The 26,998-nt window shown below is 49.3% G+C and carries 28 protein-coding genes and 1 pseudogene; 18 read left to right on the top strand and 11 right to left on the bottom strand.

Translation table 11 applies throughout. From position 1 onward, the window contains the following. Positions 1 to 202 precede the first annotated feature (202 nt). Positions 203 to 670, top strand: coding sequence for a transposase (locus ACJJH9_RS13340; RefSeq protein WP_353505443.1), 468 nt, complete (start codon positions 203 to 205; stop codon positions 668 to 670). Further along, a pseudogene (locus ACJJH9_RS13335) lies at positions 568 to 999 on the top strand (IS5 family transposase); the annotation flags it as partial. The gene ACJJH9_RS13340 and the pseudogene ACJJH9_RS13335, both read left to right, overlap by 103 nt. An 832-nt stretch (positions 1,000 to 1,831) precedes the next feature. Here ACJJH9_RS13335 and ACJJH9_RS13330 read toward each other — a convergent pair. From ACJJH9_RS13330 to ACJJH9_RS13310, 5 genes are all read right to left on the bottom strand, one after another. Beyond that, positions 1,832 to 3,184 carry a HupE/UreJ family protein gene (locus ACJJH9_RS13330; RefSeq protein WP_444923065.1) on the bottom strand — a complete coding sequence of 451 codons (1,353 nt, stop codon included), beginning with the start codon at positions 3,182 to 3,184 and terminating at the stop codon, positions 1,832 to 1,834. A gap of 30 nt (positions 3,185 to 3,214) precedes the next feature. Beyond that, complete coding sequence (locus tag ACJJH9_RS13325) at positions 3,215 to 4,966, bottom strand: hypothetical protein (protein WP_444923064.1); 1,752 nt, start codon at positions 4,964 to 4,966, stop codon at positions 3,215 to 3,217. Positions 4,967 to 5,330: 364 nt separating this feature from the next. Next, positions 5,331 to 5,942, bottom strand: a complete 612-nt coding sequence (locus ACJJH9_RS13320; protein WP_252082606.1) for a TPM domain-containing protein — start codon at positions 5,940 to 5,942, stop codon at positions 5,331 to 5,333. Next, positions 5,942 to 6,703 (bottom strand): TPM domain-containing protein, encoded by a 762-nt coding sequence (locus tag ACJJH9_RS13315; RefSeq protein ID WP_444923063.1) that lies wholly within the window; start codon positions 6,701 to 6,703, stop codon positions 5,942 to 5,944. The genes ACJJH9_RS13320 and ACJJH9_RS13315 overlap by 1 nt, the downstream gene beginning before the upstream one ends. Positions 6,704 to 6,723: 20 nt before the next feature. Next, positions 6,724 to 7,335 (bottom strand): LemA family protein, encoded by a 612-nt coding sequence (locus tag ACJJH9_RS13310; protein WP_444923062.1) that lies wholly within the window; start codon positions 7,333 to 7,335, stop codon positions 6,724 to 6,726. A gap of 86 nt (positions 7,336 to 7,421) precedes the next feature. Between ACJJH9_RS13310 and ACJJH9_RS13305 the strand changes: the two genes are divergently transcribed. The 7 genes from ACJJH9_RS13305 (at position 7,422) to ACJJH9_RS13275 (ending at position 13,128) form a co-directional block, all read left to right on the top strand. After that, positions 7,422 to 7,958: a YaeQ family protein gene (locus ACJJH9_RS13305; protein WP_252082600.1), complete on the top strand. Its 537-nt coding sequence runs from the start codon at positions 7,422 to 7,424 to the stop codon at positions 7,956 to 7,958. Between the two features lie 14 nt (positions 7,959 to 7,972). Then, the gene (locus ACJJH9_RS13300) at positions 7,973 to 8,455 is read left to right on the top strand and encodes a YajQ family cyclic di-GMP-binding protein (RefSeq protein WP_252082598.1); all 483 of its coding nucleotides are present in this window, start codon (positions 7,973 to 7,975) and stop codon (positions 8,453 to 8,455) included. Between the two features lie 11 nt (positions 8,456 to 8,466). Continuing rightward, positions 8,467 to 9,402: an esterase-like activity of phytase family protein gene (locus ACJJH9_RS13295; protein WP_444884207.1), complete on the top strand. Its 936-nt coding sequence runs from the start codon at positions 8,467 to 8,469 to the stop codon at positions 9,400 to 9,402. Positions 9,403 to 9,755: 353 nt separating this feature from the next. Further along, a complete protein-coding gene (locus ACJJH9_RS13290) occupies positions 9,756 to 10,691 on the top strand; it encodes a hypothetical protein (protein WP_444923061.1) in 936 nt (311 codons plus the stop codon). After that, positions 10,692 to 11,282, top strand: coding sequence for a uracil-DNA glycosylase family protein (locus ACJJH9_RS13285; RefSeq protein ID WP_444923060.1), 591 nt, complete (start codon positions 10,692 to 10,694; stop codon positions 11,280 to 11,282). It begins immediately after the preceding gene. Positions 11,283 to 11,284: 2 nt separating this feature from the next. Beyond that, entirely contained in the window at positions 11,285 to 12,007 is a 723-nt protein-coding gene (gene ung, locus ACJJH9_RS13280) for a uracil-DNA glycosylase (protein WP_444902787.1), read from the top strand. Between the two features lie 320 nt (positions 12,008 to 12,327). Beyond that, positions 12,328 to 13,128: a hypothetical protein gene (locus ACJJH9_RS13275; protein WP_444902786.1), complete on the top strand. Its 801-nt coding sequence runs from the start codon at positions 12,328 to 12,330 to the stop codon at positions 13,126 to 13,128. Between the two features lie 260 nt (positions 13,129 to 13,388). Here ACJJH9_RS13275 and ACJJH9_RS13270 read toward each other — a convergent pair whose 3' ends face one another. Further along, positions 13,389 to 14,309 (bottom strand): LysR family transcriptional regulator, encoded by a 921-nt coding sequence (locus tag ACJJH9_RS13270; RefSeq protein WP_444909096.1) that lies wholly within the window; start codon positions 14,307 to 14,309, stop codon positions 13,389 to 13,391. 84 nt (positions 14,310 to 14,393) lie between these two features. Between ACJJH9_RS13270 and ACJJH9_RS13265 the strand changes: the two genes are divergently transcribed. Next, on the top strand, positions 14,394 to 15,131 hold the full coding sequence (locus tag ACJJH9_RS13265) for an SDR family oxidoreductase (protein ID WP_444923059.1): 738 nt from the start codon (positions 14,394 to 14,396) through the stop codon (positions 15,129 to 15,131). A 176-nt stretch (positions 15,132 to 15,307) separates the two neighbouring features. On the opposite strand, the gene ACJJH9_RS13260 is transcribed toward ACJJH9_RS13265, so the two are convergent. The 3 genes from ACJJH9_RS13260 to ygfZ form a co-directional block, all read right to left on the bottom strand. Then, entirely contained in the window at positions 15,308 to 15,871 is a 564-nt protein-coding gene (locus tag ACJJH9_RS13260) for a hypothetical protein (RefSeq protein ID WP_444902784.1), read from the bottom strand. 247 nt (positions 15,872 to 16,118) lie between these two features. Beyond that, the gene (locus tag ACJJH9_RS13255; RefSeq protein ID WP_444902783.1) at positions 16,119 to 16,667 is read right to left on the bottom strand and encodes a hypothetical protein; all 549 of its coding nucleotides are present in this window, start codon (positions 16,665 to 16,667) and stop codon (positions 16,119 to 16,121) included. Positions 16,668 to 17,014: 347 nt separating this feature from the next. Beyond that, positions 17,015 to 18,055 carry a CAF17-like 4Fe-4S cluster assembly/insertion protein YgfZ gene (gene ygfZ, locus ACJJH9_RS13250; RefSeq protein WP_444923058.1) on the bottom strand — a complete coding sequence of 347 codons (1,041 nt, stop codon included), beginning with the start codon at positions 18,053 to 18,055 and terminating at the stop codon, positions 17,015 to 17,017. A gap of 114 nt (positions 18,056 to 18,169) precedes the next feature. Here ygfZ and ACJJH9_RS13245 point away from each other — a divergent pair, with 114 nt between their 5' ends. Together ACJJH9_RS13245 and ACJJH9_RS13240 are read left to right on the top strand one after the other, a co-directional pair. Continuing rightward, positions 18,170 to 18,415: an FAD assembly factor SdhE gene (locus ACJJH9_RS13245; protein WP_252082577.1), complete on the top strand. Its 246-nt coding sequence runs from the start codon at positions 18,170 to 18,172 to the stop codon at positions 18,413 to 18,415. Beyond that, positions 18,390 to 18,842: a protein YgfX gene (locus tag ACJJH9_RS13240; protein WP_444902781.1), complete on the top strand. Its 453-nt coding sequence runs from the start codon at positions 18,390 to 18,392 to the stop codon at positions 18,840 to 18,842. Before ACJJH9_RS13245 ends, ACJJH9_RS13240 begins: the two co-directional genes overlap by 26 nt. A 30-nt stretch (positions 18,843 to 18,872) precedes the next feature. Here ACJJH9_RS13240 and nadB read toward each other — a convergent pair whose 3' ends face one another. Further along, positions 18,873 to 20,480: an L-aspartate oxidase gene (gene nadB, locus ACJJH9_RS13235; protein ID WP_444923057.1), complete on the bottom strand. Its 1,608-nt coding sequence runs from the start codon at positions 20,478 to 20,480 to the stop codon at positions 18,873 to 18,875. Between the two features lie 178 nt (positions 20,481 to 20,658). Between nadB and rpoE the strand changes: the two genes are divergently transcribed. The 5 genes from rpoE (at position 20,659) to ycjG (ending at position 24,722) form a co-directional block, all read left to right on the top strand. Continuing rightward, complete coding sequence (gene rpoE / locus ACJJH9_RS13230) at positions 20,659 to 21,273, top strand: RNA polymerase sigma factor RpoE (protein ID WP_226647383.1); 615 nt, start codon at positions 20,659 to 20,661, stop codon at positions 21,271 to 21,273. Positions 21,274 to 21,390: 117 nt separating this feature from the next. Beyond that, a complete protein-coding gene (locus tag ACJJH9_RS13225) occupies positions 21,391 to 22,095 on the top strand; it encodes a sigma-E factor negative regulatory protein (protein ID WP_252082571.1) in 705 nt (234 codons plus the stop codon). Between the two features lies 1 nt (position 22,096). Then, a complete protein-coding gene (locus tag ACJJH9_RS13220) occupies positions 22,097 to 23,272 on the top strand; it encodes a MucB/RseB family sigma factor regulatory protein (RefSeq protein WP_444923056.1) in 1,176 nt (391 codons plus the stop codon). A gap of 5 nt (positions 23,273 to 23,277) precedes the next feature. Next, positions 23,278 to 23,730 (top strand): SoxR reducing system RseC family protein, encoded by a 453-nt coding sequence (locus ACJJH9_RS13215; protein ID WP_444923055.1) that lies wholly within the window; start codon positions 23,278 to 23,280, stop codon positions 23,728 to 23,730. Between the two features lie 44 nt (positions 23,731 to 23,774). Next, on the top strand, positions 23,775 to 24,722 hold the full coding sequence (gene ycjG, locus ACJJH9_RS13210) for an L-Ala-D/L-Glu epimerase (RefSeq protein WP_444923054.1): 948 nt from the start codon (positions 23,775 to 23,777) through the stop codon (positions 24,720 to 24,722). On the opposite strand, the gene mpaA is transcribed toward ycjG, so the two are convergent. Continuing rightward, complete coding sequence (mpaA, locus tag ACJJH9_RS13205) at positions 24,710 to 25,414, bottom strand: murein tripeptide amidase MpaA (RefSeq protein WP_444923053.1); 705 nt, start codon at positions 25,412 to 25,414, stop codon at positions 24,710 to 24,712. The genes ycjG and mpaA overlap by 13 nt on opposite strands. Positions 25,415 to 25,589: 175 nt before the next feature. Between mpaA and ACJJH9_RS13200 the strand changes: the two genes are divergently transcribed. Then, positions 25,590 to 26,984 carry a Do family serine endopeptidase gene (locus tag ACJJH9_RS13200; RefSeq protein ID WP_444923052.1) on the top strand — a complete coding sequence of 465 codons (1,395 nt, stop codon included), beginning with the start codon at positions 25,590 to 25,592 and terminating at the stop codon, positions 26,982 to 26,984. Positions 26,985 to 26,998 lie beyond the last annotated feature (14 nt).

Genomic DNA, 26,998 nt, shown 5'->3' with positions numbered 1-26,998 from the left:
GCCCTGGCGAGGATAATCTGATTTGGTGTGTGGCCACTGGCCCAGTTTTGCTGTCGTAGAAAGAGTACTTTACCAACCTATCTGCTAAGGATCATCATGTCCCCCGAGATTGAATGTTTGTAAGTTTTAAATGGAGGGAAGCATCTTTTTGGCTAGAAGCTGTTTCATAACTTGAAATCAGTTATTCTTGCGACCTCATGGAATGATAAGACCAGTAAGTGTGAGTAGATTTAAGTCAGAATTAACCGACGCTCAGTGGAAATTGATTGAGCCTTGCCTTCCCCAGCTAAAACGTGGAAAAGGAGGTCCCAAACCCATTGATAACCGTGCATGTTTTGAAGGTATCTTGTGGATTTTGCGATCAGGAGCACGATGGAAGGATCTCCCCCCATCTTACCCTTCGCCGAGTACTTGCTGGAGAAGGCTCCAGTTTTGGGAAGAGCAAGGCGCTTGGTTGGAGGCTTGGAGAAAATTTCTCGGACAGCTCGATCAAAGATCCCTGCTCAATTGGGAAGAAGTCTTTTCGGATGGTAGCTTTGCTTCAGCAAAAAAAGGGGAGCAGAAGTCGGAAAAACTAAGCGAGGCAAGGGTACAAAGTGGATGGTGGTGGTCGATGGCGAAGGTATTCCATTGGGAGGCACCGTTACTTCGGCCTCACCAGCAGAAGTAAATTTATTACATCCACTACTCGATGTTACCTATGAAAATACAAAAATTCGACGACTGGTGTACGACAAGGCTGCAGATTCTGATCCACTACGCCATAGTTTGGCCCGCCGTGAAATTGACCTAATTTGCCCTCACCGCAGGAATAGAAGAAAACCTTCGAAACAAGATGGCAGAAAGCTTAGGAGATATGTGCGACGCTGGAAAGTTGAGCGAACTTTTGCATGGCTAGGGAACTACCGCCGTTTAGTCGTCAGGTGGGATCGCTACTTATCTTCATACAGAGCTTTTTTCTATATTGCCTGCATGTTAATTACGCTAAAGAAGTTATGAAACAGTTTCTATTAGTATTTGTTCTAGATTGACCTAGCCTAAGAGCAGGCCCTCTTGTTTGTGGGGTAGGTGGTTTTAATTCTTGGTAACTAGGGGGTAGCATCCCCATTTTTTCTGTGTAAGTTTCCTGTTGTTCGATTTTAGCCCATTTAATGGAAATAGTATTGCCGATTAAAGGGTGGGCAAATAATACAAGGAACGGCTCTTCTAGGGTGTAGATTTGGTAGTCATGCATACTGAGAGGCCTCCAGTGGGGCTGTAGCGAAGTGGATTTATTTATCCCGGCTTATTCAGTGCAAAATACATAAAAGTCTGTAAGTGTTTCCAGTGTTGGAGGGCATTTAGACGTCCATGTAGAACCCCTGATTCAATTAAGTAAATGCAATCTGTCTCGAAAACACACTAAGTTATTAATGGTAGGTTTTTAATTTATGATGATATCGGTGACTTTCTCCTTTAGGCTAAAAGATACCATTCGTTCTGAGATGTCCATATGTTATATGGATGCTATTTTCATTCAGCTCTAAGTAGGGTGTGGTCGAATTTGTTTTTGGTTATGAGGCAGGGGGGAAGTGGGTAATGGCGTGCAGAATGCACTCTGCTGGTGAGTTTAATAAGATCCCTTGGGGGCGAATAGCGATGGTTATAAAAAATAATACCTTGTTGTTGGCCTGTTCCATTGAGTCTATAGGGGAGATTACCTTTTCGGTTCTTGGTTACAAATCCAGTAAATAGAGTGCTACTTGATTTGTGGCTGTCTTCAACTTTAAATCGTTAGATTTATTGTTCGATATAATGAGGCTTATAACTTCCTCTCTGGTAAAATCATGAATTAGATTTTACTGTTGCTGATTGTAATATTGGTTCTGGGTTGGTTTTCTTGCTGTATTACGTTCACCAATTCATAACCCCTCTCAAAAGTCCAGAGTAAGGCAATGGCGCAGCATGTAGTGGCAATTGTGTAGCGTAGGTTAGATTCCCAGTTTTTCTGTTGACGTCTGGCCAAATAAAGCAGAGGCCAGATTGCTAAAATTATTAAAATTTGACCAGCCTCTACGCCGAGATTAAATGCTAACAAGCTCTGCCAAATATTAGGTGAGTTGATGTTGAGTATTTCGTGTAATACAAAGGAAAATCCTAGTCCATGCAGTAAGCCCAACATCAAGCAAGTTAAAAGAATTGTACGCTCGGTGGATATAGAGGCGATCGATTTTTGTCTCATTGAAAGCCAAGTAATATAGATTATGGAAATGGCGATTCCGGTTTCAATCAGTGGGACAAACCAGACAGTGCTAGGAATAAAACCAAAGAAACCTACGGATAGGGCAATACTGTGGCCGATAGTGAAGGCCGTGACACGCCAGAATAATAAGGGGAGAGCGAGGGCACCAAGACTAAGACAAAGTACAAAAAGCACATGATCTAGCCCCTGAATAATATGTACCATGCCCTCCTTTAGAAAGGTATTGATGGCATCTATACTGGAATAACGGATTTGAACAGGCTCTCGCATTAGCCCCCTAGAGCGGAAAACCTGGATTTTCCCAGGGTTATAACTGAGGATTAAATTTGCAGTATTTTCTTGATCGGGAAGCCCTGGATTCAGGGAACTAAAGAGTTGATATTCTTCCAGCTGTTGCTGAGTAGGGTAATGGATGTGGATATCAACCAGTGTGTCACTGACATGGAGTGAGTTGTTAAGTGCCATCTGTGCAAAGTTATTAGAAAGGGCTCGTTTTGCCTCTGCAAGCGTGGCAAAAGCTGGCTCGTTGCCAATAGGATAAAGACGTACTGATTTTACATACCCTTTAAGCTCCTGATTGGCAGAGAGGATATGTGTTGCTGCTGCGACAATATTGCCCACCCCCTCAGGGTCGATCGTGAATTGTTCGACATCCACATAGTGAACCAGCCGATCATTCTCCAAACTGTTGCGAGTATATGGTACTTGATATGGAATTTTCCCCGAGTAGGGATCAATACCATGTTGCGCCTTATCCGCCAGTAAATAGGAAAGAGGCAGTCTCATATAGAGGCTGGCTCCATTGACGGTGTGCTCAATATGTAGAATTCTTATATTTAGGTTTAGTGAAAAGTGGGCTTCAGTGATTTGAGATATTACAGATAGGTGGAGAGCCAGAGCAAAAGAAAGGAGGTTAATTAAATTTGAGATATTTTTTTTCATGGCACTTGGTTACCAACTCTAGTGGCAAGCTTATCGTATAGATAGTGGTGTAAAGGCGGATATCTTCCAATACTTGTCTGATTGGGTTATTTCTATACTTGCACGAGTTTCTCGCGGTAATTGCTCCATATGTCCCCAGCTGTAATCTTCAATCATTGAATGCCACTTTCCAATAATTCTGAAAGTTTTATTTCCGTTCAGGATCATTTGATCTGCGTGCTCAATTTCCAGGTCACGGATAGATCTAATAGAACCCTTATTGCCGCTGTTGGTTAGAGGTTGGTAAACTTGTGACAAGTTTGCGACGGTAAAATCAAATTTTTCGCTGCTTACTAGGTTGGCAAGCTGGTCGTTTAATTTTTCACTTTGAGGTTCTTCATAGGCAGCGGAAAGGCGATCAAGTATTGTCTCGGTAATTTCTTTTATTTCTTGCTTGTTTATGGTGCCGGGCAGGGGGATGCGCAGTTCACTTGGAAGGGTGTAATAAATGGGTACGGCACAAATAATCACAATGCCGTAAAAGAGTATCGGATGTTTGTTTTTTGTCTCAACCTTTTTGCTACGCAGGGTGAGAATGAAAAATACTGCAAAGCAGAAGGAGAAAAGCACCGCCATGGGTATGGCCGCTATGGTATTCTCAATAGGGATTGGATCACTATTGGGAGCACGGTAATCATATAAATAATTGCGCCATTGAATGTCGGGAAAGTCCGGCATAACATGTGTTGGGAAAGGACCAGCCGGATCTTGTATGAGTGTGGGAACTGATTTGATAGATTCTGTAAAGAGGTTCCAGTCGATAGTAACACTTTGTGGTAGCTCCTTAACATGATATTTTTCCCGGTAACCGATCAGTAATGAACCTATCTCGATCCGCTCATGCTCTCCTATTGTGGTAAAGCCTGTATCGTTTGCCTTGAGAAAAATTGTTTCCGTGCTGATAGGTTCAACCAGAGTTTGGTTGATGCTAGTGGGATTTTTTTTCTGTAGGAATTTCTCTGTAGTTACTCTTAACTCTTTTCTTCGCTTGGCTGTAAGGGGCTTCCAGGCATCAAAGGGTTGGTCGGTCCATTGTAATAAATCTCTTGGACGCAATAAAATTTCGTGGCGAACCTGACGAGGTTCCACGTAGAGGAAAGATCTAAGGGGATAGCGATTGTGCCGATTTATAGCTTGGTTTTCAAAGCGAGTATTCCAAGGATCTCCCCAATCAATTTTCAGCTTTTCTATTTGAGACAAATATTGAAAACTGCTTACTGATGTGTGGCCGTGTTGACTAGTAAATCCTATTGTGGCTAAGACAGCCCCATCGGAATCCAGTGGTGGACGTATTTCCAGATTGCTCAAGCCTTTTATTGGAAACTCGATATCTGCCAACAGTATGGTTTTGTCGGCTGGAAAATTCGGCCTTAGCAGGCCTGTCCTTGGATCTATTCTTCCCGCAAAAGGTGAGTTTCTCGGTTTTCTCTCGGCAATTCTGACAGAGGTTATAGTCGGCTCAATTTTACCCTCTGGGGAGTGCACCTCAATGGCGATCTCTTTTTGTGCAAGAGCAAGTCTAGCTATTTCATAAATACTCTTTGTGGGTGGTATTCCCGGCCAGAACGCGTTCGCATCAGCTGCAGAAACCTCTAGGCTGATATAAAGATTGTTATTGAGTATCTCTATTTCTGCAATATTTGGTGCAGTCTCCGCACCGGTGAGATTGATATAATCGGCGCAGATAGTGGAGGACAGTGAAGCCGATATAAATAGCCAAATTGTAATTAAGATCTTTCTCATTGGATTTTCTAATTTTTTGGTTGCGAGCGATCACCGTAGTTGCAGGCGTAACTGGTATTTGGCGCTGGACTTTTTTGTGAGCTGGATTCTTTCATACGGATATTGAGGCTTTTATTTGACATTTTTTTAATCTTAATATTAATTGCCAAGCACTGTTAAATTGGCGTGGCTGACTTTGCTTTTATCTGATTTAGTTTTTACTTTTAATGGTTTTTATAAGTGCATAATTACCATAAGCTTTAATTTTTCATGGGGATTATTGCTCCTTTACAGCAGCTTAGTAGAAGGAGTTGTTAAAGCGTAGGTATAGAAGTATTGTGGCGTTAAAATCACGCCTGAAGGGTAAGTAGGGCAGTAAATTAGGTTAGTTAATTAGAATCAGGTGGTTGGGCAACTCATCTTTCACAGCACTACAGGGGGCTGCATCTTTTAATAAGTCTCCACATTGGGAAATACAGAGTAACAGTGCTTCCCCAGCCTTACCGCGCTTAATTTCCCGTACAAATTGCTCGATAATAACCTGCCAGTTGTCGTTGGATACATGCTGAGCCAAGCCGCGATCTGCCAGAATTTCTACATAGTGCTCCGCTTCACAAATAAAAATCAACAGACCCAGTCGATCTTTGGTGCTATGCAGCTCTTGTTCAAGAAATTGACGGCGGGCTAGGTTAGAGGCGCGCCAGTATTTGATCTTTTTGGGTACAAGGCGCATGGTTATCGGCCGCCAGCGAAACAGTACTGCCAGCGCGATAAAGAGAACCCACTGTAGCAGAAAGGCTTGCTGAAAGCTGAGCCACCAGGGTAGGAATTGGAATAGTGGCGATAACAGCAGGGTCAAGAAGGCAGCCCAAAGGGTGGAGATATACAAATAGTTATCGGCTTCCCGCGCGACAATAGCTACCAACTCCGCGTCGGTTTGGGTCTCCACTTCTTTGATGGCCTCCGCCACCTGGCGTTGATAGCTATTACTAAGCATTACCATCCTCCCGAAGCACCTCCTCCGCCAAATCCGCCACCTCCTCCACTTAATCCACCGCCTGTACCAGTCCCGGATAAGCCTCCTCTAGGGTGCCCCGCGCCAAAGCCTCCGCTACCATAGTAGCCGCCAAAGCGACCGCGTTTATAATTACGCCCATGAATTGGTGAGCTGAGGACCGAGCTACCAAACAGATGCAGCATTACCAGTAAGAGAAATAGCCCAACTACAAAGGCCAGGCGTCGGCCCTCCTTGGTCTCGATCGGTTCGGCCACATATTCGTTCTTGGTGGCGGCAATAATTGAGTTCACGCCGGCATTAATTCCACCGGCATAACTTCCTTTCTGGAATTCCGGCAGAACCTTGGTTTGAATAATATTGGCAGATAGCGCATCGGTGAGGGCACCTTCGAGGCCGTAGCCAACCTCAATTCGGAGCTTGCGCTCTTTGGGAGCTATCAAGAAGAGAATCCCATTGTTTTTCTTCTTGTGGCCCAGCTTCCACTCTCTTGCCAGTTGATTGGCGTATTCCTCTATGGTGATACCCTGGAGCTCTGGGAGGGTGGCCACCACCAGTTGGTTACTGCTCTCAGATTCGTATTGCTGAATCAATTCTGTAAGTTTGTATCTCTCTTCGGCGGTTAGTAGCTCAGCTTTATCCACCACCCTCCCGGATAGAGGAGGGAGCTGTACCTCGGCCCATAGAGCCAAAGCCAGTAATGCTGTAATGAGCGTCAACAAGGTCAGAAGGGAGCGTGTCATAAGGGTTTCCCGGCGGCCTACTAGAAATTGACTTCCGGAGCCTTCTCGGCCTCTTCGCTGGTCGCCTGGAAGGTCTCCCTCAAAGACATATCTCGATATAGGAGGGCGTGCCAAATACGACCGGGAAAAGTGCGAATCTCACGGTTGTAGCGTTGCACTGCCTGGATATAATCCCGGCGCGAGACGCTGATGCGGTTTTCGGTGCCTTCTAACTGGGATTGCAAGCTGAGAAAGTTTTGATTGGCTTTGAGGTTGGGGTAGCGCTCGACCACAAGCAGCAGCCGTGACAAGGCGCTGGAGAGTTGTGCCTGTGCGGCTTCGAACTGTTGTAATTTGGCCGGATCGTTGAGTAGGTTGCTGTCCAGCTGAAGTGAGTTCACCTTGGCGCGCGCCTCGGTGACGGCCTGAAGGGTTTCCCGCTCATGCCCGGCATAGGCTTGAACGGTTTTCACCAGGTTAGGCACTAGGTCTGCGCGACGCTGGTACTGGTTTTCCACCTGAGCCCAGGTGGCTTTTACCTGTTCGTCATAGGTGGGGATATTGTTTACGCCGCAGCCACTGATGAGACTTGCCATCAGACACAGCATGGTGCAGCGCCAAATTGGCAGGCTGTTGCCGGTAGCAGAGGTCATGCGGAATATCCTTATTCTTCCGTAAACCAACCAAGAATAGTCCGCCTCAGTTGTAGTGCTGAAGGTGGCGTAGAGATGGAGCCGAAATGGCACTAAAAGCAACAATTTTCAAAGCCAAGGTGCAAATAGCCGATATGGACCGTGACTACTACGCGGAACACCAGCTGACCTTGGCGCGCCACCCTTCAGAAACAGATGAGCGTATGATGGTGCGCTTATTGGCGTTTGCACACAATGCATCCGATTTATTGGAGTTTACCCGAGGCCTCTCATCTGATGAGGAGGCGGATTTATGGCAAAAGAGCCTCAGTGGAGAAATCGACCTATGGATAGAAGTGGGTCTTCCAGCTGAGGAGCGCTTGCGCAAGGCCTGTAACCGTGCCGGGCGGGTTTTGGTATACAGTTACGGGCGTCGTGCCGCACCGATCTGGTGGCAAAAGCTGGAGAATCAGCTCGAACGTTTTGACAACCTTAGAATTTACAATCTCGCTGCGGACACGACTGAGCAATTGGCACAGATGGTTGAGCGCAATATGGATTTCAGTATCACCATTCAAGACGGCCATATTTGGTTGGCCGATAACGATCACAATACGGAGATTACTCCGCAAATCTGGAAATAGGAGCCGAGAATTTAATGCCTTCTTTTGACATTGTATCTGAAGTAGACAAGCACCAGCTGACTAACGCAGTGGATCAGGTAAACCGCACTGTTACCAATCGCTTTGACTTTAAAGGCGTGGATGCGGAAGTGGAGATGAGCGATTTCTCTCTGGTAGTGCGTGCCGAGGTGGATATGCAAGTAGACCAAATGGTGGATATGCTGCGCGGTGCCCTGATTAAGTGTGATATCGATCCGCTGGCGATGGATGTAGGTGAAAAAGAGCAGTCTGGTAAGCTGGTTAAAGTGGGAGTGACCCTAAAGAATGGCCTGGACAAAGAATTGTCAAAAAAAATCGTTAAGCTGATCAAAGATGAAAAGCTCAAGGTGCAAGCGGCTATTCAGGGTGAGCAGGTGCGGGTTACCGGGAAAAAGCGCGATGATCTGCAACAGGTAATTGCCTTACTTCGTGGTAAGGAACTGGAACAGCCACTGCAATTTAATAACTTCCGCGATTAAATGGTTACACAGTGATCAAAAATTATCTCTCTGGCATTGCTATCGTGCTGTTCTCCCCCTTGCTGGCGGCAGTGGAGATTTCCCCCGCCAAGCTGCAAGCCAGCTATTGGGTGGATAATAGCGAAGGTCTGGATATTTCTGGCCTAAGCTTTTGTGCTGGCAAGTTGCTGGCAGTTTCCGATAAGAATTCTAGAGAGGTTTACTCATTAGAGCTCAGCGAAGGTTCCGCCGATCTGGTGTCCTTTTTGCGTTTGAGTGGTCTAGGAGTGCCGGAACGTGACGAGCCTGTTAATGTCTGGGAGAGCTTTAAAGCGTTTTTCCGCCCCGCAGAAGATCTGGACTTTGAGGGCGTTAGTTGTGGTGAGAATCAGATCTTTCTGGTTAGTGAGCATTACAATCGCATTGCCGTGGTGGACCCAGAGGGGAATGCGCGCTGGCAAGAGCATATCTGGTCGGGTGAAGCCAAATCTCAAGGTTTCTTACAAAAGAGCAACGCTTCCAGTGAGGGCCTGGTAAAAGCTGGCGATACTTTCTGGGTGGCGATGGAGCGTGAGCCAAGGGGCCTGTTGAAGCTGGACTCAGATGGAGAAGCCAGCGCATTCACTTTGCCACAGGTAGAGGGTTTAAATTTTGCTGATCGCTCTGAGGATTTAGCCGGCCTGGACTTCTTTAACGGCGCCCTCTATACCTTGGAGCGCAATGCGCACGCAGTTTGTCGCAGAGTATTGCCCAGTCTACGGGCGGAGTGGTGTCTGGATTATCGCTCGCTTGAAGAGTCTCCAGAGCGTGTTTATGAGGAAACCCGCTATGGAAAAGGTGAGGGATTGGCTGTGGGCGAGAAGGGCATTTTTGTGGTGCTGGACAATAACAATGTTGGCCGTGCGCAAGAGCCTGAAGATAAGCGCGCGTTACTGCTACACCTTGCAATGCCGGAAATGGCAAATTAATTGCAGCTCTATTGGCACTATGCCGATAAATTTCGGCGTCACGTTTATTGCGCTCGGCGTCGAACTCTTTTCATTTCCTCTCCTTTTATTTGCCAACTTTTGGCTTGGGTTTAGTCTGCCTCCTAAATCGGGTATCGTATTATCCTCCTTGTAGCGCAAAAATTGTCGATGGGTATTATGGTGGCTATGCTATTTCCTAGTGATTAGCGATCTAGAGTATGTTGGCAGCGGCTTTATGGAGAGAGACTTTTCCATTTCTCTGAAAGGTAAACGGTGAATTAGAAGATCTAAGAATGCGCCAAATCACTAATTATCCTTTTAGTTCATTCATTTCTCGATGGATTGGAAAAATCGTGATCAAGCGAATTTTATTTTTCTTTATCAGTTTGTTGGTGCCTTCAGCGATGGCTGCTGACATTATTCCCGCTAAAAAAGTACAGCATTATTGGGTAAATGCCAGCGCAGGGTTGAGCCTCTCTGGTTTAACTTTTTGTGATGGCAGACTTCTTACTATTTCAGATAAAAAGTCAGAGAAAGTTTATCAGATCGTTTTAAAGGGTGTTCACGCCAAGCTGGAGCCCTTTGTCACACTCTCTGGTTTGAATGTTCCAAAGAAAGATCGGCCGACAAACGTATGGTACTTTTTATTGGATCTTACCCGACCGGCAGCGGCAATGGATTTTGAAGCAATCAGCTGTGTAGGTAATAATTTGTATTTGTTGAGCGAGCGCTATAACCGCATTGCCGAAGTTGATATGCAGGGGCAGGGCCGTTGGCTGGAAAATATGTGGTCGACCACAGCCAAAGCTCAGGGCTATATGCAGGGGTACAACCTCTCAGGCGTAGGCTTACAGAAAGTTGGCGATGATTTTTGGATGGTGCTAGAGCGCGATCCCCGTGCTTTAGTTAAGTTGGGTCCCAAGGGGGGAGTGCAAATTTTTACACCGCCGGCTGTAGAGGGGCTAAATTTTCGCGGACAATCAGAGAACCTGGCGGGTTTGTCCTATTATGATGGCGCGCTGTTTACTTTGGAGCCCAATGCGTCTGCGGTATGTCGGAGAGAATTACCTAGCTTGAAGGCGCAGTGGTGCTTGGATTATTGGGAGCAAGAGAACTCCTCTGAATTGGGCTATGAAGTATCCCGCACTGGGGGCAAAGGCGATGGGCTGGCAGTGGGCGATACGGGCATTTTTATAGTGTTTGACAACGACAATATCAGCCGTATACATGACCCTCAAGATCGCAGGGCGCTTCTGTTACACCTAGCTTATCCCGAAGGGGCGCAATAGGTGGTCGTCGAGAAGTTACCAACCTTATTGGTGGAGATACGCGCTTGTCGTCTATGTGAGGACCACCTGCCATTGGGAGCCAATCCGGTGCTGCGAGCGGCAGAATCTGCTCGTTTGTTGATCATTGGTCAGGCGCCGGGAACTAAGGTTCATGCCACCAGTATCCCATGGAATGACCCCTCTGGTGATCGTCTGCGCGAGTGGCTGTCGATCGATAGGGATATCTTTTACGATGAATCCCAGATTGCCATTATTCCCATGGGCTTCTGTTATCCGGGGCGAGGTAAAGGAGGTGATTTGCCACCGCGCCCGGAGTGTGCTGTCACCTGGCATAAGCGCTTGCTGCAACAGCTACCTCACTTGCAACTCACGCTGTTGGTGGGACAATACGCCCAGCGACACTACCTGCCGCATTGGTATGGCAATATTACAGAGAATGTGCGCCACTACCGTGATGCCCTGCCCGCAGGGTATTTCCCTTTGCCCCACCCGAGTCCGCGCAACACACTTTGGCTGCGGCGAAGACCTTGGTTTGAAGAGGCTGTGGTGCCCGAGTTGCAAAAGTACGTAAAAAAGATTCTGAAGGTTTGATAATGCCGGTTCCGGAAAAAGTTAAGATTCACCCCTCCTGGTACGATGTGCTGAGCGAGGAATTCAAAAAGCCTTATATGGCGGAACTACGTCAGTTTCTGCGGGGAGAAAAAGAGGCTGGTAAGCGCATCTATCCACCTGGTGGGCAGATCTTTAATGCTTTCAACTCCACCCCATTTGATCAGGTGAAAGTGGTGATTTTGGGGCAGGACCCTTATCACGGGATAGGCCAGGCGCACGGTTTATGCTTTTCTGTGATGCCCGGCGTACGAATCCCGCCATCGTTACAAAATATTTACAAAGAATTGCACTCTGATATGGGGATACTTCCAGCGCACCACGGCTGCCTACAACCCTGGGCAGAACAAGGAGTGCTGCTACTCAATGCCACCCTCACTGTAGAGGACAGTAAAGCTGGTGCCCATCAGGGACGCGGTTGGGAGCAGTTTACCGATGCCGCTATCCATAAGCTGGCCGAGCAGCGTGAAGGTCTAGTGTTTATACTCTGGGGTAGTTACGCACAGAAGAAAGGCGGTTTTATTGATCGCAATAAACACTTGGTACTACGCGCCCCTCACCCATCCCCCCTTTCAGCGCACCGCGGTTTTTTTGGCACCAAGCCGTTCTCTCAAGCTAACCACTGGTTGCAGCAGCGAGGTGAAAAGCCCATTGAGTGGGCGTTGCCGGAAGCGCATCTGTTGGAAAGAGTTGCTGTGGAAGTGTAATAGCACTTATCAGTGCGGTAGATGTCTACTTAATAATATCTTTGCCCAGCTTCCGGCTTTTGTGAGTATGCTGGGCATCTTTTATCTGCTAAGTCGGAAGATTTTTAGTTGTTTGAAATCTTTTTAATAACACTTCTCCATTTATGTATTTCAGCGCCAGAAAAAAATTCACGTACTGATGGAATTTACAATTTGTCTACAATGGTTGTAGTTTAAATTTCTGCAACCTTTAATAAGGGTTTTCTAGGTTTGCCCCTTATTTGACAGATTTTCATTGTATAAAATTTTTAGGGTGTCTGGTGGCCTGACTAGGGGTGGAAATGGTGCTAACATTTGCAGATTTTCTTTTGGATTTCCTTTCGGCCCCATTTGTGGAGGCTTTTCTTACTGCTAGCTTTATTGGTTCTGCAGCAATTTTAAAGAAAAAATTTGATGCAAAAGATTATAAGGCTCTGTGGGATAAATTCTTTGGTGATTCTGACTCTGATATTCACGTGGTGCTTCCTTTGATAAAGCAAAGAACACTGTTTTCCGAGATTACTAGAACACAAAGTCGAATTCCTGATAATGTGCTGTTTATGCCCTACGATGAGTCTCTTGGAATACAGTTGTTAAAGGATCGGATTGAGAGGGTGTATCCGAAAAGAAAAGTAATTTTTCATGATTCTCATAATTTTGTAGATGATCACAAGACCTTTATCTGTGTCGGTGGGCCCGCTATAAATGTTGTGAGCCGTGATTTATTGCTAACTAGAAGAATAGATGAAAAGTTCAAAATGGATTTTTTAGGCCGCTATGCGATTGATGAGGTTGATGATAGTGTTTATAAGTCGAGTGTTTTAGGAGATTCAATTACAGAAGATTATGGGTTTATATTTTTTTCGGAAAACCCCTACCATAAAGACAGTTTTATATGCTTGGTTTTTGGGATATGGTCACATGGGACTTATTCGGCAATTCAAGCTTTGTGCGGCAAAGGGACGCATCTGCCAGAGTTGGCTGAAAGCCTCAAGTTAAACAAGTCTCTGTTTGCTGTCACAAAGTCTACTGTAAGGGGGATGGTAACAGGGTTTCCTTCTGTGGAAAAAGTGAGAAGAATAGAGTCTTCCTGTCAAATCTAAGAGCTTGGTATTTAGTTGATTTCGATGCTTGTTGTTAGAAGAGTAGGCTTTCTGGGTGTTTTCCTGAGAGGTTCTAAATGCAAAGAATTTTGCCTATTGGGATTATGATTTTGAGCGGAGCCCTTTGAGAGCTTTTGTTGTTGTAATGTTACTTAAGATAAGGTTAAAAATTCAGCCCCAAATACTCTTAAGGAATACTCTGGTGGCGATAAAGGTGAGGGGCGATTGGCGGTTGACTGTATAGGTTTCTATTCATCCTGCTAGATACTCCAATTAAATAAATTTTTTTCCTCTTTAAGAAAGTCTAATAATGCAGCGAGTTTCTTGGGCTTATTGAGCCCCTGGCGGTAAACGGCATGAATGTCCATTGGTGGAACATGCCAGTCTGGAAGAATATTAACGAGTGAGCCTTTGCCTAACTCTTCCATAATATTGTTGATTGGTAATTGCGCAATTCCCAGCCCATTGACTGCCGCATTTTTCAGGGCTGAAATATTAGCACAAAAGAAATTCCCATTAACGGGTAAAGTCACTGTCGATTGTTTAGAGGTTAGCGCCCACTCGGTATCTCCAGGGTTAAATTGAAATCTCAGGCAGTTATGGCTTATTAGGTCGCTGGGCTGCTGTGGTTTTCCCTGTGTGGTGAGATATTCAGGGCTGGCTACGAGAATTCGCGTTGAACTGCCAAGCTTTCTGGAAATCAGGCGCTCATCATGTATGTCGCCAACACGAAACGCGAGGTCAATGCCTTGGGAGAAGAGGTCTTCAAAGTCGTAAGTGAGGTTTAGGGAGACGGTAATTTTTGGCCAGCGCTTCAAAAAAGTGGGTAAAACTCTCTTGGAGAGAAATTCACCCAGGGCTGGCGGGGCTGAGATTCGCAATAAGCCTTGGACCTGCTGATCCATTACCAGCACATCATTTTGCATGGTTTTAAAGTCTTCTATCAAATGCAGAGCCCGGTCATAGGCAATAGCCCCCACTTCTGTCAGTGCAACACGCCGGGTGGTACGATCCAATAGTTTGGCTTTCAGGTGGGATTCCAGTCTTGAAACCTCCTTACTAACTGTTGACTTAGGAAGTTCTAGCTGATCTGCAGCCAGCGATAGGTTTAATGTCCTACAGACATGGACAAAAACAGATAAAGTTCTAAGGCTGATTGTTTCCAGTTCGCGAACATTCATTTTCTTTTTATATAATTGTTTCTATTTTCTCGAATAATAGAATGCTCCTGTGTTTGAAGCAACCTAACTCACAGGAGATTTACCATGTCTAACGATCGAATTGCATTGATCACCGGTTCAAATCGAGGAATTGGTCTGGAGGCTGCCAAGCAGCTTTCTGACCAAGGAGTCAAAGTAATCCTGTCTGGTCGAGATAAAGCGAAATTGGAGGCCGTTCAAGCTACTTGGAATGGTGAGGTGGCACCAATTGATATTATTGAGCTGGATATTACCAAAGCTGAAGATAGGGCACGAGCTGCTCAAAAGATTGCGGAGCAATATGGCCGGCTGGATATTCTGGTGAATAATGCCGGTGTTATCGTTGAGGGGGAGTGGGGCCAGAACAATAGTGAAACAGTTTCGCAGGAGGATCTGAACACCACTTTTAGTATTAACGTATTCGCTCAAATTGGTCTAACGCAAGATCTTCTGCCACTGCTAAAGAAGAGTAAAGCTGGCCGTATCGTGAACGTGAGTAGTATTCTGGGTTCTTTAGCTGTGAATGCTGACCAGAACTCTGGTTGGAGTGCAGTGAAGCCCTTCGCTTACAATGCGTCAAAGGCTGCGCTTAATATGTTTACAGTTTCTTTGAGCCAAAGTCTTGCAGATACTGGTATTAAGGTAAACAGCGCACACCCAGGTTGGGTTAAAACCGATTTGGGTACCAGCGCGGCGCCAATGGATGTGACCGAAGGGGCGAGAACTGTTGTGGAACTTGCCTTGATTGATAGTGACGGTCCTAACGGTCAATTTATTCACCTTGGTGAAGAACAGCCCTGGTAAATAGTTGAAGTTACAGCTGGGTAGTTTTCAGAGACCCCGTATCTATTATTTGAAAAATAGGTATGGGGTCTTTGGTTTTTGAATAACTGTTGATTTTACTGTGCAGCAGATTTTTTAGGTCTTGGATCTACTAGAAAATAACTTTTCATGAATTATCCAGAGGCTTCTCTGTGTGGTTAACGGCGCTTTCTTAGGCGCGCGCTATGAAGCTGGCTGGATTCTTTCTTTTCAACGGACTTCCATAAAGGTCGCATTAAGAGCCTGGCAAAGGCGAAGCCGACAAAAAACAAATTACATATGTAAGCAAGAAAATACGGCCCAAACCCTCTTTTGAAAATTATCCCGGTTGCGTTTAGGGTGCTTATGATAACAATGGAGGAAGCTATAGCAAAGAGACCGTAATAGGTGAATTTCATTACGGGAGAAACAAATTTAAAATGTCTTTTTTTCCATAGGTAGACAATAAAACCCATAGTAGCAATTCCCATTATGCTGCTACTGATAGACCAGACATATCGTGCCTCGACATGAAAATTTAACAGTGCAAGAGAGAATGCAGAAAGTAGGGCGCTACACAAGCTGATATAGACAATCATGGCGAGAGAGACGACATGCCCTCTGGAGATACTTTCCATCTTTCTTGACTGAAATGTCGCAACCATAGCGGCAAAGCCCGCCAGAATAATGGATACTTCGATAATATGTAGCAGTTGTTCAATTTGTCCCGGCAGTGTATCCATCTTCCGCTGGCGCCCTGGGCAGAGATGTTATGTTGTGAGAGGTTTATCGGTGTGTAAAGGATAGTTTATGTTTTTTAGTGACTTGCTGTCTTTTTGGGGTTTCAGTTTTCTTTTGAAAACGTCGAAATTTTTAGTGCAAAATCTTTATTGAGGCGTGGGCGTTTTATTCTTTGATGGCACTTTTTATTTTGGTTGTGTTTTTACATGTTTCGACGGTTTATATGTTGTGGTGTGAAATTTAGGCTTTTCATTGCGTATTAATTTGTTGTTTTCGTGCGCGTTGCAGTTCGTTTTCTCTCACCACTTCCCATAGGGGGCGCATAAGTAGCCGTGAGAAGGCAAAGCCAACAACAAATAGGTTAAAAACGAAGGATAGGAAGTAAGGCCCATATTCTCTGTTAAAGCCAATTCCAAAGGCGTTCAAAAGATTGATAAAAGCCATGGTCCCAGCGCCTCCAAAGAGTGAAAAGTAGATAATTTTTGCCGCTTTGGAAACCGTTTTTAGACGCTTTTTTATCCATAAGTAACTTATTGAGAAGGTTGTGGCCAAGAACATGGCAAAGCTACTTGTGGACCATAGGGTTTGATCACTAATTCCAAAATTTGCAAGTGTTAAGGTGAATGCGGCGAGGAGTGCGTTGACCAAGCCGATATAAATTATCATTGCAAGGGAAACAATTCTTCCTTTAGTGATCTTCCTGTTTTTCTTGGGTTGGAGGGTGCCTACGATGGCGGCAAAGCCAGCTAATACGATGCAGGACTCTAGCGCAACAATAATTTGATTCATCTCTTTCAATGGAGTCACCCCTTTCCCTGTATTTACATGGGATATAGCAGGGTAAGACTAGTGGAAAGAAGATAAAGTGTTTTAATGGGATTAGCAGTAATTACCTTATTTTAAGTGAAAAGCTTTTGGTCGCATTAGGTAGGTGCTGGTTTATTAATGGTCTGAATGTGAAAGTGGCGACGGGGAATGTCACTTTGTGAGTATTTTGCCTAATATCTGAGTGGATTATCAGGTCTATGGAGGCAATGGTTATAAACATTGACTAAAGGCCGTGTGGAAAGGTGTTTTCCGCCTGAGACCGGTATGAACTGTATACCGGTCTATCTGCCAAAAGTGAATCAGCCGGTTAATTACCCTTATGCTAAGGGGTCGGCATCAGCATCGTAGGGTAAATCCTGAAGTTCCAGGGTGCGGCCATCTTTCAACTTTAAGGTTTCGCCAGCGGCAATTTTGGCGATTGTTAGTACGGCGAGCAATTCTATGCCTTCTTCGCTGTGGCAGGCTTCAACCAGATTGCCGATGCTTTGTTGTCCGTCGGCAAAAATTTCCAGTCCACTGGCTGGAAGATCACCACCCTCACATTTTGCACGGTACAGGCGACGCTTGGCGGCACCACGGAACTGCATGCGGGCAACAACTTCCTGGCCGGTATAACATCCCTTTTTAAAACTCACACCGCCAAGTAGGTGCAGGTTAGTCATCTGTGGGATAAACATCTCAGAAGTGGTGGCATCAACCTGGGGGATGCCGGCTTCGATCTGCCCCTTTTGCCACTGGTCGTAACCTGTGGCTTCACTATGGGGAGAGAGTTTTTGCCAGAGTTGTTGTGTTTTATCGCTGGGGCTAAGCAGAGCCAATTGGAACTCATTGACCGATTGGGCGATACAGCGCTCGCCACTGAAATCGAAAGTCACTACCTGGCCTGGAGAAGGGGCCTCGAAGCCCAGTAGTTGTGCCGCCTGCTCCGCAACACCCTCTCCCTGTAGGCCTAGCCAATGGGAGTTATCGCTAGTGTCGCTAAGTTCCGCCTTGAAAAATACGGCATACTTCGCCAGCGCCTGCTGGGCGATTGGGGCGAGATTGCGGGGTAGGCGGAGTATAAATTCGCTCTGGGAGAGTTTAAGGGCACTAAAGGCACTGATCATGCGTCCCTTGGGGTTGCAGTGAGCACCCAGTGTGCTGTGCCCGTCGGGAAGATTTACAAGGTCGCAAGTGAGCTGGCCTTGCAGAAACTTCTGACTATCGGGGCCTACTATTGAAACGGCGCCCACGGGGCCGAGGTCGATAAGATGTAAGCCCTGGCGGTCATCATTGCTGGTAAGGGGGAAGTGGGCTCTGCCGCCTTCCCAAATGGCGCCTTCGCTACTGAGAAAATCCTGCCACTGTTGCTGGTCCATAGTGTTGCCACCTCCGGTTGTCTTGGTGGCATTAATTGGGGATTACAGCGCCCCTTTTCAAGTTTGCTCAGCTAGCAGGTATACTGCGCACTTTAATCTGGTTGGAAATGAAGTATGGATCGCAACCGCCTGTTTTGGGCCAGCCGCCGCGGCATGTTGGAGTTAGATCTGGTGCTGCTGCCGTTTCTGGACAATATCTACGAGACCCTGGAGCCCGAAGATCAACAGCGTTATGTGCGACTGATGGACGAGCAGGACCAGGATCTATTTGCCTGGTTCATGCGCCGTGAAGATCCGGCCGACCCGGAGCTATTGCGCATAGTACAGATCATCCGTGACAACACCGGTTTACAGCAGTAGACCGCCGTCTCAAATTTTTGAGCGCAGCGCACGCTTGAGCTGCGTGGTTGCGCGATCGCCTCTCCTTCTTCTCTTTTTATTGCTTGCCACAGGGCAGACGGTATTGCTGCTGTGGTTGAGTGACCTCCCTTCCTGGCTTTTCTGGTCGGCACTGCTGCTTGTGTGCCTCTATGCCTTTGTTGAAAAACGTCGTCTGGAGCGGATGAGCGGGATCTTATCAACCCGAGACCGCCGCTGGTTTTGGCGTACTGAAAGTGGAGTGGAACGAGAATTTGAGTTTTGTGGTGAGCTGGTAGTGTGGCAGTGGTTGCTGGTAATCCGTGGGCGTGATCAGATGGGCGCCTCTCTTTGCTTGGTTTTGGCGCGGGACGCGCTCAATCGGGACGACTGGCGCAGATTGCAGGTGGCTTTGCGCTATTCGCGCTAGGGTGGGCTCTGCCCACCCATACCCCTGTGTTCAGATAAATTGCCTCTGATTGGCGTAGTTTTCCGGTACCAGCACCGTATCCATGGCCAGCTCTCTGAGATCTGGATAATCGAGAGAGTAGTGCAGGCCCCGACTCTCGCGGCGGTCCAGAGCCGAGCGGATGATCAAATCGGAAACCAAGGCCAGATTGCGTAGTTCCACTAGATCATTCGTGATGCGGTAATTGGCATAAAACTCGCGAATTTCCCGCTGCAGGAGTTTTACTCTGTGCTGAGCGCGCAACAGGCGCTTGCGGGTGCGCACGATTCCCACGTAGTCCCACATAAAGCGCCGCAGCTCATCCCAGTTGTGGGATATCACAACGTCTTCATCAGAGTCCGTAACTCGCGAGGCGTCCCACTCCGGCGCCTTGCGCGGTGCTTGCACCGAGTCAAGATGTTCGTCGATGTGTAAGGCCGCAGAACGGGCGTATACCAGGCATTCCAATAGGGAGTTACTAGCTAGGCGATTGGCGCCATGAAGGCCGGTAAAAGTGGTTTCCCCGATGGCATAGAGTTGGTCCAGGTCGGTGCAACCGTGTTGATCTACCATAATTCCACCGCAGGTATAGTGGGCGGCAGGCACCACCGGGATGGGCTCTTTGGTGATATCTATGCCGTATTTCAGGCAGTTGCTATACACGGTGGGGAAGTGCTCACGTACAAAGGTGGAATCTTTGTGGGAGATATCCAAATAGAGGCAGTCGGCACCAAGGCGTTTCATTTCATGGTCAATGGCACGGGCGACGATGTCCCTGGGGGCTAGTTCACCGCGTTTATCAAAGCGTTCCATAAAGCGGCCGCCATCGGGCAGTTTCAACTGTGCTCCCTCGCCGCGCAGGGCTTCTGTAACCAGCAGGGCTTTAGCCTTGGGGTGGTAGAGGCAGGTGGGGTGGAATTGGTTGAATTCCATATTAGCCACCCGGCAGCCGGCGCGCCAAGCCATGGCAATGCCGTCGCCGCTGGCACCATCTGGATTACTGGTATACAGATAGGCCTTGCTGGCACCACCGGTGGCGAGGATCACCGCCTTGGCCTGCAATAGCTCGACTTCTTCAGTATTTTTATTCAGCACATAGGCGCCAGCACAGCGAAAACGCCCTTTCTCGGGGTCCGGTTGGCGTATTAAATCAATGGCGACGTGATGTTCAAAGCAGTCAATATTGGGGCTGTTGAGCACTTTCACCAGCAAGGTGCTATGTACGGCTTTGCCCGTGGAGTCGGCGCTGTGAATGATACGGCGATGGCTGTGCCCACCTTCTTTTGTCAGGTGGTAGTCCTCGCCCTCGCGGGTGAAACTCACGCCCTGGTCAATCAGCCAGCGAATGGCTGCGGTGCTCTCTTCTACCGTGAAGTGGACAGACGATGGGTGGCAGAGTCCGGCACCCGCGTCTAATGTGTCTGCAATATGTGACTCCACCGAATCCATATCGTCTAACACTGCCGCGATGCCCCCCTGGGCGAACCAGGTGGAACCGTCCTGCAGACGCTGCTTGGAAAGCAAGGCTACGCGGTATTTGGCGGAGAGATGCAGGGCCAGGGTGAGGCCAGCGGCGCCGCTGCCGATGACGAGAACGTCGTAGTTTACCGGGGCATTCATAGATTTCATTTATCTTTAAGGGTCGCGTAGTATAGCGCCTCCTGATTATTCGTCGATTTGACGTGGAACTTATGTCCTATTGTCAGTGTCTTCAACACAGTAAAAGAAACGCCTGCGCCGGCAGCCCCTCAGTAAATCGTTGTGGTGCCCGCAGTGTGGCTGGATATGGGAGTTGGGGATGACAGCGCATCAGGCGTCAACGAGTGACCGTGAGCTGGTGGAGCGGGTTCAAAAGGGAGATAAACGCGCTTTTGACCTGTTAGTACTCAAGTATCAACACAAAATTGTTGCTGTGGTCAGCAGATTCATCAAGGACCACAGTGAGGTACAGGATGTCACTCAGGAGGCTTTTATTAAGGCCTACAGGGCGCTCGCCAATTTCCGTGGCGACAGCGCTTTTTACACATGGATGTACCGGATTGCGATTAATACCGCTAAAAATCATTTGGTTTCCCGTAGCCGCAGGCCCCCGTCTTCCGATGTGGATCTTGAGGATGCCGAGTTCTACTCCGGCGCCGATCTGTTGCGGGATAACGAAACACCTGAGAACCAGATGTTTCGTGACCAGCTTGAATCTGCGGTGCATCGCGCCATTCGCGCACTGCCAGAGGATCTGCGTTCAGCGGTTACGCTGAGAGAGCTTGAGGGACTGAGCTATGAGGAGATCGCCGAGGTAATGGGATGCCCGGTAGGCACAGTGCGTTCGAGAATTTTTCGTGCACGGGAAGCTATTGACCGGACAGTCCAGGCCGTGATGGCCGGTGAGCCGGAAACACTGGGTGACCGGGGTTAAAATTGCGGAAAATTTTCCCAACTGGGGAAACCAACCGCCGAGAGCCCGGTCTTATCTCATACCAACTATGGTGCGTGTGGGCACCGAATAAATGATTGCACAAGAGGGTTAACCCCTATGTCCCACGGGAATCATCAGGAACGTCTCAACGAGTCGCTCTCGGCGCTTATGGATGGCGAAGTCAGCGAGTTGGAGTTGCAGCGGCTGTTAAAAGCCTCTTCGGCTTCTGAAGAGTTGGGTGAGCGCTGGTCACGCTACCAACTTGCGGCGAGTGTAATGCGCCGCGAACAGGTTGCCCCTGTGAACAGCAGTCTCGCTGCAAACATCTCTGCGGCAATTGATCTCGAAGAACCCTTGTCGCAAACGGGGAGTGGTGGTGCCGTGGCGGCCAATGGGTTGATTAATAACCGTTGGTGGCGTCCGCTTTCACGCGGTGCGGTAGCGGCCACTGTAGCATTTGCTGCAATTCTTGGGGTTCAACAGATTACCGATACACAGCAGAGTCCTGTGCAGGGTCAGGGTGTGGAATTGATGGCAGAGGTTGAGCGCCCGGCACAGCCGGTAGTGCAATCTGCCCCGCAGCCGTCCGGTTTTTATGTGCCGGCACCATCTACCCGTTCAGTGAGCACAGCCACTCCGAGCTTTGTACCCGAGCAGCGCGGTGTGGTTGGCCAGCAGGTGATTCAGCAGGTGCCAACACCGGAGCTGATGCGCCATCTGAACCGCGTAATGATGCAACACTCAGAACAGGCCGCGCATGTCGGCAGCCAGGGCATGGTGCCTTTTGCCCGCGCGACCTACGGCGAACAAGTTGGTATGTAGCGTGACGAAAGCCGTTTTCAGGGGGAGTCTTATCCGTATTGGAATTCGCAGGGCCAGTAACCTCTTACTGGCCACCTCACTGCTGGCGCCACTGGTGATCGCCCAGGAGACAGCCAGCACCGATAATGCTATCCAACCCAGTGCGCCCAGTATCGTAAACCTCGATATGGCCAGCACCCAGGCGGCAGCTTCTGCTGTTGAGGTGACAAACCCGAGCAGTGAACAGGATGCCCAGACTACCGCCAACCCGGAACCTCCGGCTGTCGACCCCACAGTGCTCTCTGCGGAAGCTCTGACCAGTCCTGGTGCTGTGTCTGTAGCGGTTGCCGGTAATGAGGTAGAACAGTGGCTGGCCAAGCTTGCCAAGGCGGTTGCCGAGCTGGAATACAGCGGGCTGGTCACCTTTGAGCACGCCGGCATGCTTGAAACCCTGCAGGTGGTACACGCGGTCCGCGACGGAGAACAGGTAGAGCGTGTGCGCTACCTCAGTGGCGAGCCGCGAGAATTGATCAGCCACGGTAGCAGCAGCAATTGTGACTACGGTGTTTCGCCCAGTGCTCGGGCTACCCTATGGAATGCGGTGGGACAGCAACAAGTTCAGCGCGCCTACCAGTTTATTTTGCGTGGCGAGGAGCGTATTGCCGACCGCGATGCAGTAGTGATCGAGGCCAGGCCGCGGGATCGCTACCGGCTCGGGCTGGTGGTCAGCTTAGACCGGGAAACCGGCCTGCCCCTTAAAACTATGTTGGTGAGCACACAGGGCCGAGTGTTGGAGCGCTACCAGTTTGTTCAGCTAGACTTGTCGCCGGTAGAGGATGGTGCCCTGGAGGCGGTCTCCAATAATGCGCGACGGGTTGATAATCGAACTAGCTGCGAATCCTCCCAGAGTCGCTGGCAAGTGCGCTGGCTGCCGGAAGGTTTCAAGGTGGTATCGGTGAAACCCCTTTCCGATGGCGATATGATGGTCTTTAGTGATGGGTTAGGCGTATTTACCGTGTTTGTGCAACGCCTTGGACCTGAGCTAAAGGATTTTAAAGGCAGAGCCATACGCGGTGCGACAGTGGCCTATATGGACCGAATGGAAGTCAATGGCGTCGCTTATACCGTTACTGTCGTTGGGGAAATCCCCGATGCCACGGCGCGCAGAGTAGCCAGTTCTATTGCTGAAAAAGGCTGAGAGCCGTGCTTGAAGAGCGCGGCCGTATTGTCGCCATAGAATCCGACGCTGTCTGGGTTGAAACAATCCAGCGCAGCGCCTGCAATAATTGTGAGGCCAAGTCTGGCTGCGGTACTGGTCTACTTGGTGACTTTTTTTCTTCTTCTACGCGAGTGAGAGCAGTTCTTAACGGCTACCCGGCCGATAAAATTTCCCTGAATGATACCGCCGTAATCGTCATTACTGAGAGTGCCCTTACCAGCAGTACCCTGCTGGTTTATTTGCTACCCCTGGTTTCCCTGGTGCTTGTCGCACTATTGGGGGACTATCTTTTCGCTGAGGCTGGCGCCGTTATAGGCGCGCTACTGGGCCTGCTGGGCGGTGCTCTCGGCGTGCGTTGGTACAGTCGCCGCCAAGCTGCCAATCCCACTTATACCCCGGTGCTATTGCGCATAGAGCCCAGCAGCGGGCATTCATAACAGAACCTAAACTGATAACTCCAAGGTTTAATCGGAGTCTTTCCATGTTGGCCCGCTGCTATATAGAGCGCTGGCCCCTGCGCACGGCCTTTGTTATCTCCCGCGGAGCTCGCACTGAAGCAGAAGTCGTCGTTGTAGAGGTAAAGCTGGAAGGCCGCGTGGGTATTGGAGAGTGCACCCCTTATGCCCGCTATGGCGAAAGCCCTGAATCGGTTGTGCAGCAGCTGGAACCCTTGCTTTCCGAGCTGGCTGCCGGTTTGAAGCGAAGTGCTTTGGCATCGCGATTGCCCGCTGGCGCCGCGCGCAATGCCCTCGACTGCGCGCTGGCTGACTGGGAGGCGAAGTACAATAATGTGCCCTTTGCCGGCCCCGATTCCCTGCCCACCGTACAGACTTTGGTGATCGACAGCCCGGAGGCCATGGCTATGGCCGCGGACAATGCGGTATCCCATGGAGTACAAGTGTTAAAGCTCAAGCTGGATGATCATCTGGTCTGTGAGCGGGTGGCGGCCGTACGTGCCGCTGCGCCCAGTGCCCAGATGGTGATTGATGCCAATGAAGCCTGGCAGAGCATCACTCTGATCGAACGCTGTCAGCAGTTGGCGGAGTTGGGGGTTGCCATGCTGGAGCAACCCTTGCCTGCGGACGACGATGAATTTCTCTCCACATTTCCCCATCCACTTCCTATCTGTGCCGATGAGAGCTGCCATACCCGAGCTGACCTGCCGCGCCTGAAGGGGCGCTATGAGATGGTCAATATTAAGCTCGATAAGACCGGGGGGATTCGTGAGGCTGAGGCTCTGGCGAAGGAGGCATCCGCGCAGGGTTTTGAGCTGATGCTCGGTTGTATGTTGTGTACCTCGCGGGCAATACGTGCAGCTTGGCCTCTGGGGTCAAAGGCGCGCTACCTGGATTTGGATGGCCCCACCTGGCTGGCGAGAGATGCCGAGCCCCCACTGCGCTTTACTGCTGGCAGGGTTTATTGGTCGTAAGTAATCAGGCCGATCAGTATATCCAGATATTCTTCACTGGCTGCATCGGCGGAGATTGGTGGAAACTCCACGGTGATACAGGGCAGGGCGCGCTCGGCGCACCAGGTACCGAAAGAACCCGGTGTTTGGTAGCCTAGTTGTTCGACCAGTGGCAGCTGCATACCTTCGGCCAACCAGGCTCCCAGTGCAGTTTTGTCGGGGTCTTCCACGCAGCCCAGGGGCTCGTGGATGGATACCGTCCAAGGGGGCGCCAGTTTGGTAATCAACTGGGATAACGCGGAGGTTTCGCTCTCGGAGGCGGGCCTGTTGCCGGTACCGAGTTGGACATCACGGGCATCTGCTGCGCTATTCCAGCGGTAAACATTGCCGCCGCCGTCCCAGTTCTCTGTGGCAAAGTTGCGGTTCAGATCCACGCCGTTTGCATTGCAGCGGGTACCCAACTGGCAACCATCGGGATTTACCGCCAGTATCACATGGTGTTTGAGCTGGTTCGTCGCCAGTGAGCGCAATGCACAAGAGAGTGCTACCACTGCTGCGACTTCATCGCCGTGGGTGCCGGCCATCACCAGGCCCGGTTTGTGGCCGGATTGAGCGGGAAAATAAAAAAGTGGTGCGCCCAGGGCACTGTATCCGTACAGTTCTTTGGGGAGGTGGAATTGGCCTCGCTGTGGGCGTGGGCGCAGTTTGGACATCGCTGGCCTTTACACAGATTTACATTAGGCGGCAGAACTTTCGTGGCTATACAGCCACTAAATCGTTACTGAATGTCCCTAAAGGGGCCGGAGCCATTCCGTCGAGGCATGCCCTGGAAGGGATTCAAATTCCAATGGTTTCATATTAGAAGGGAACACTAGGGGTAACAAACCTATGGTTAAACGCTGTACACAATATCTCTTGGTACTCTGTCTCTTGGTTTCCGGCGCTGCTAGTGCGCGCGGACTGCCAGAACTTACCGAATTGATAGAGGAAAACTCTCCTGCGGTGGTTAAGATCAACACGGTGGATCGCAGCCGGGTGGCTCGCGGCAACAACTCGCCGCAGTATCAGCAGGAAATCCCCGATATTTTCCGTCACCTGATCGAGCCACGCCGTCGTCAGCGCCCAGTGGCCAGCATGGGCTCAGGTTTCATCATTTCTGAAGATGGTTATATCGTGACCAACAACCATGTGGTCGATGGTGCAGATGAGGTGAGAGTTACGCTAACCGATCGCCGCGAATACGAGGCGAAGGTGATAGGCACCGATGAGCGCTCGGATCTTGCCCTGCTCAAGATCGAAGCCGATGACCTTTCGGCAGTGCGCTGGGGGGACTCAGAGGAGTTGCAGGTAGGTGAATGGGTGGTCGCGATCGGCTCTCCATTCGGCCTCGATTACTCCGCCAGTGCCGGTATCGTGAGTGCTATGGGGCGCAGTATCCCCAATGAAAGCCGCGAAAACTATGTGCCATTCATTCAGACCGATGTAGCCATCAACCCTGGCAACTCCGGTGGGCCGTTGTTTAATCTCGATGGGCGGGTAGTGGGGATCAACTCCCAGATTTATACCCGTAGCGGCGGATCCATAGGCTTGTCTTTCGCTATCCCGGCGAGCCTGGCCCAGGATGTGGTTGCCCAGTTGAAAGAGAAGGGCCGTGTGGATCGCGGCTGGCTCGGCGTTGGTATCCGTAACGTGGACCGTGATATGGCTGAAGCCATGGGGCTCGGTAAACCTTCTGGTGCGCTAGTGGAGCAGGTGAGTCCAGGTACTCCTGCGGCTGAGGCCGGTATTAAACCTGGAGATGTAATTATCCGTTTTGATGGTCGCAAGATTGGTGTACATGGAGACCTGCCACATGTAGTAGGTCAGGTTCGCCCCGGCACCGAGGTTCCCGTGGAGCTGATGCGCAAGGGCAGAACCGAAAAGCTACAGGTGGTTGTCGGTTCTCTTCCGGGTTCTGATGAAGAGCCCAGCCAGGCGTCCAATCAGCCGGCATCCAGAATGGGTGGCCCCCTCGGTGTGGTTGTCGAGGAAATCCCGGAGGGTATGAAGCAGCGTTGGAATGTAGATACTGGAGTGCTTGTACGCCAGGTTATTCCCGGCAAGCCAGGTGCAAAGGCGGGTCTGCGTAGCGGTGATATCATCGCCCAGCTGGGCTTTGAGGAAGTGACTGATATCAGCGATTACGAAACGGTGGTCGATGACCTCCCCAAAGATGAGCTATTGCCGATCCGCTTTTTCCGAGCTGGCCAGTCAACTTTCCGCACAATTAAGATCGAAAGCTAAGTACAAGAGGCAAA

The sequence above is a fragment of the Microbulbifer mixtoriginis (SeqCode) genome (assembly GCF_052466715.1).
Note: the sequence above shows the minus strand (reverse complement) of the source record. Positions and strands in the feature narration are given on the sequence as shown.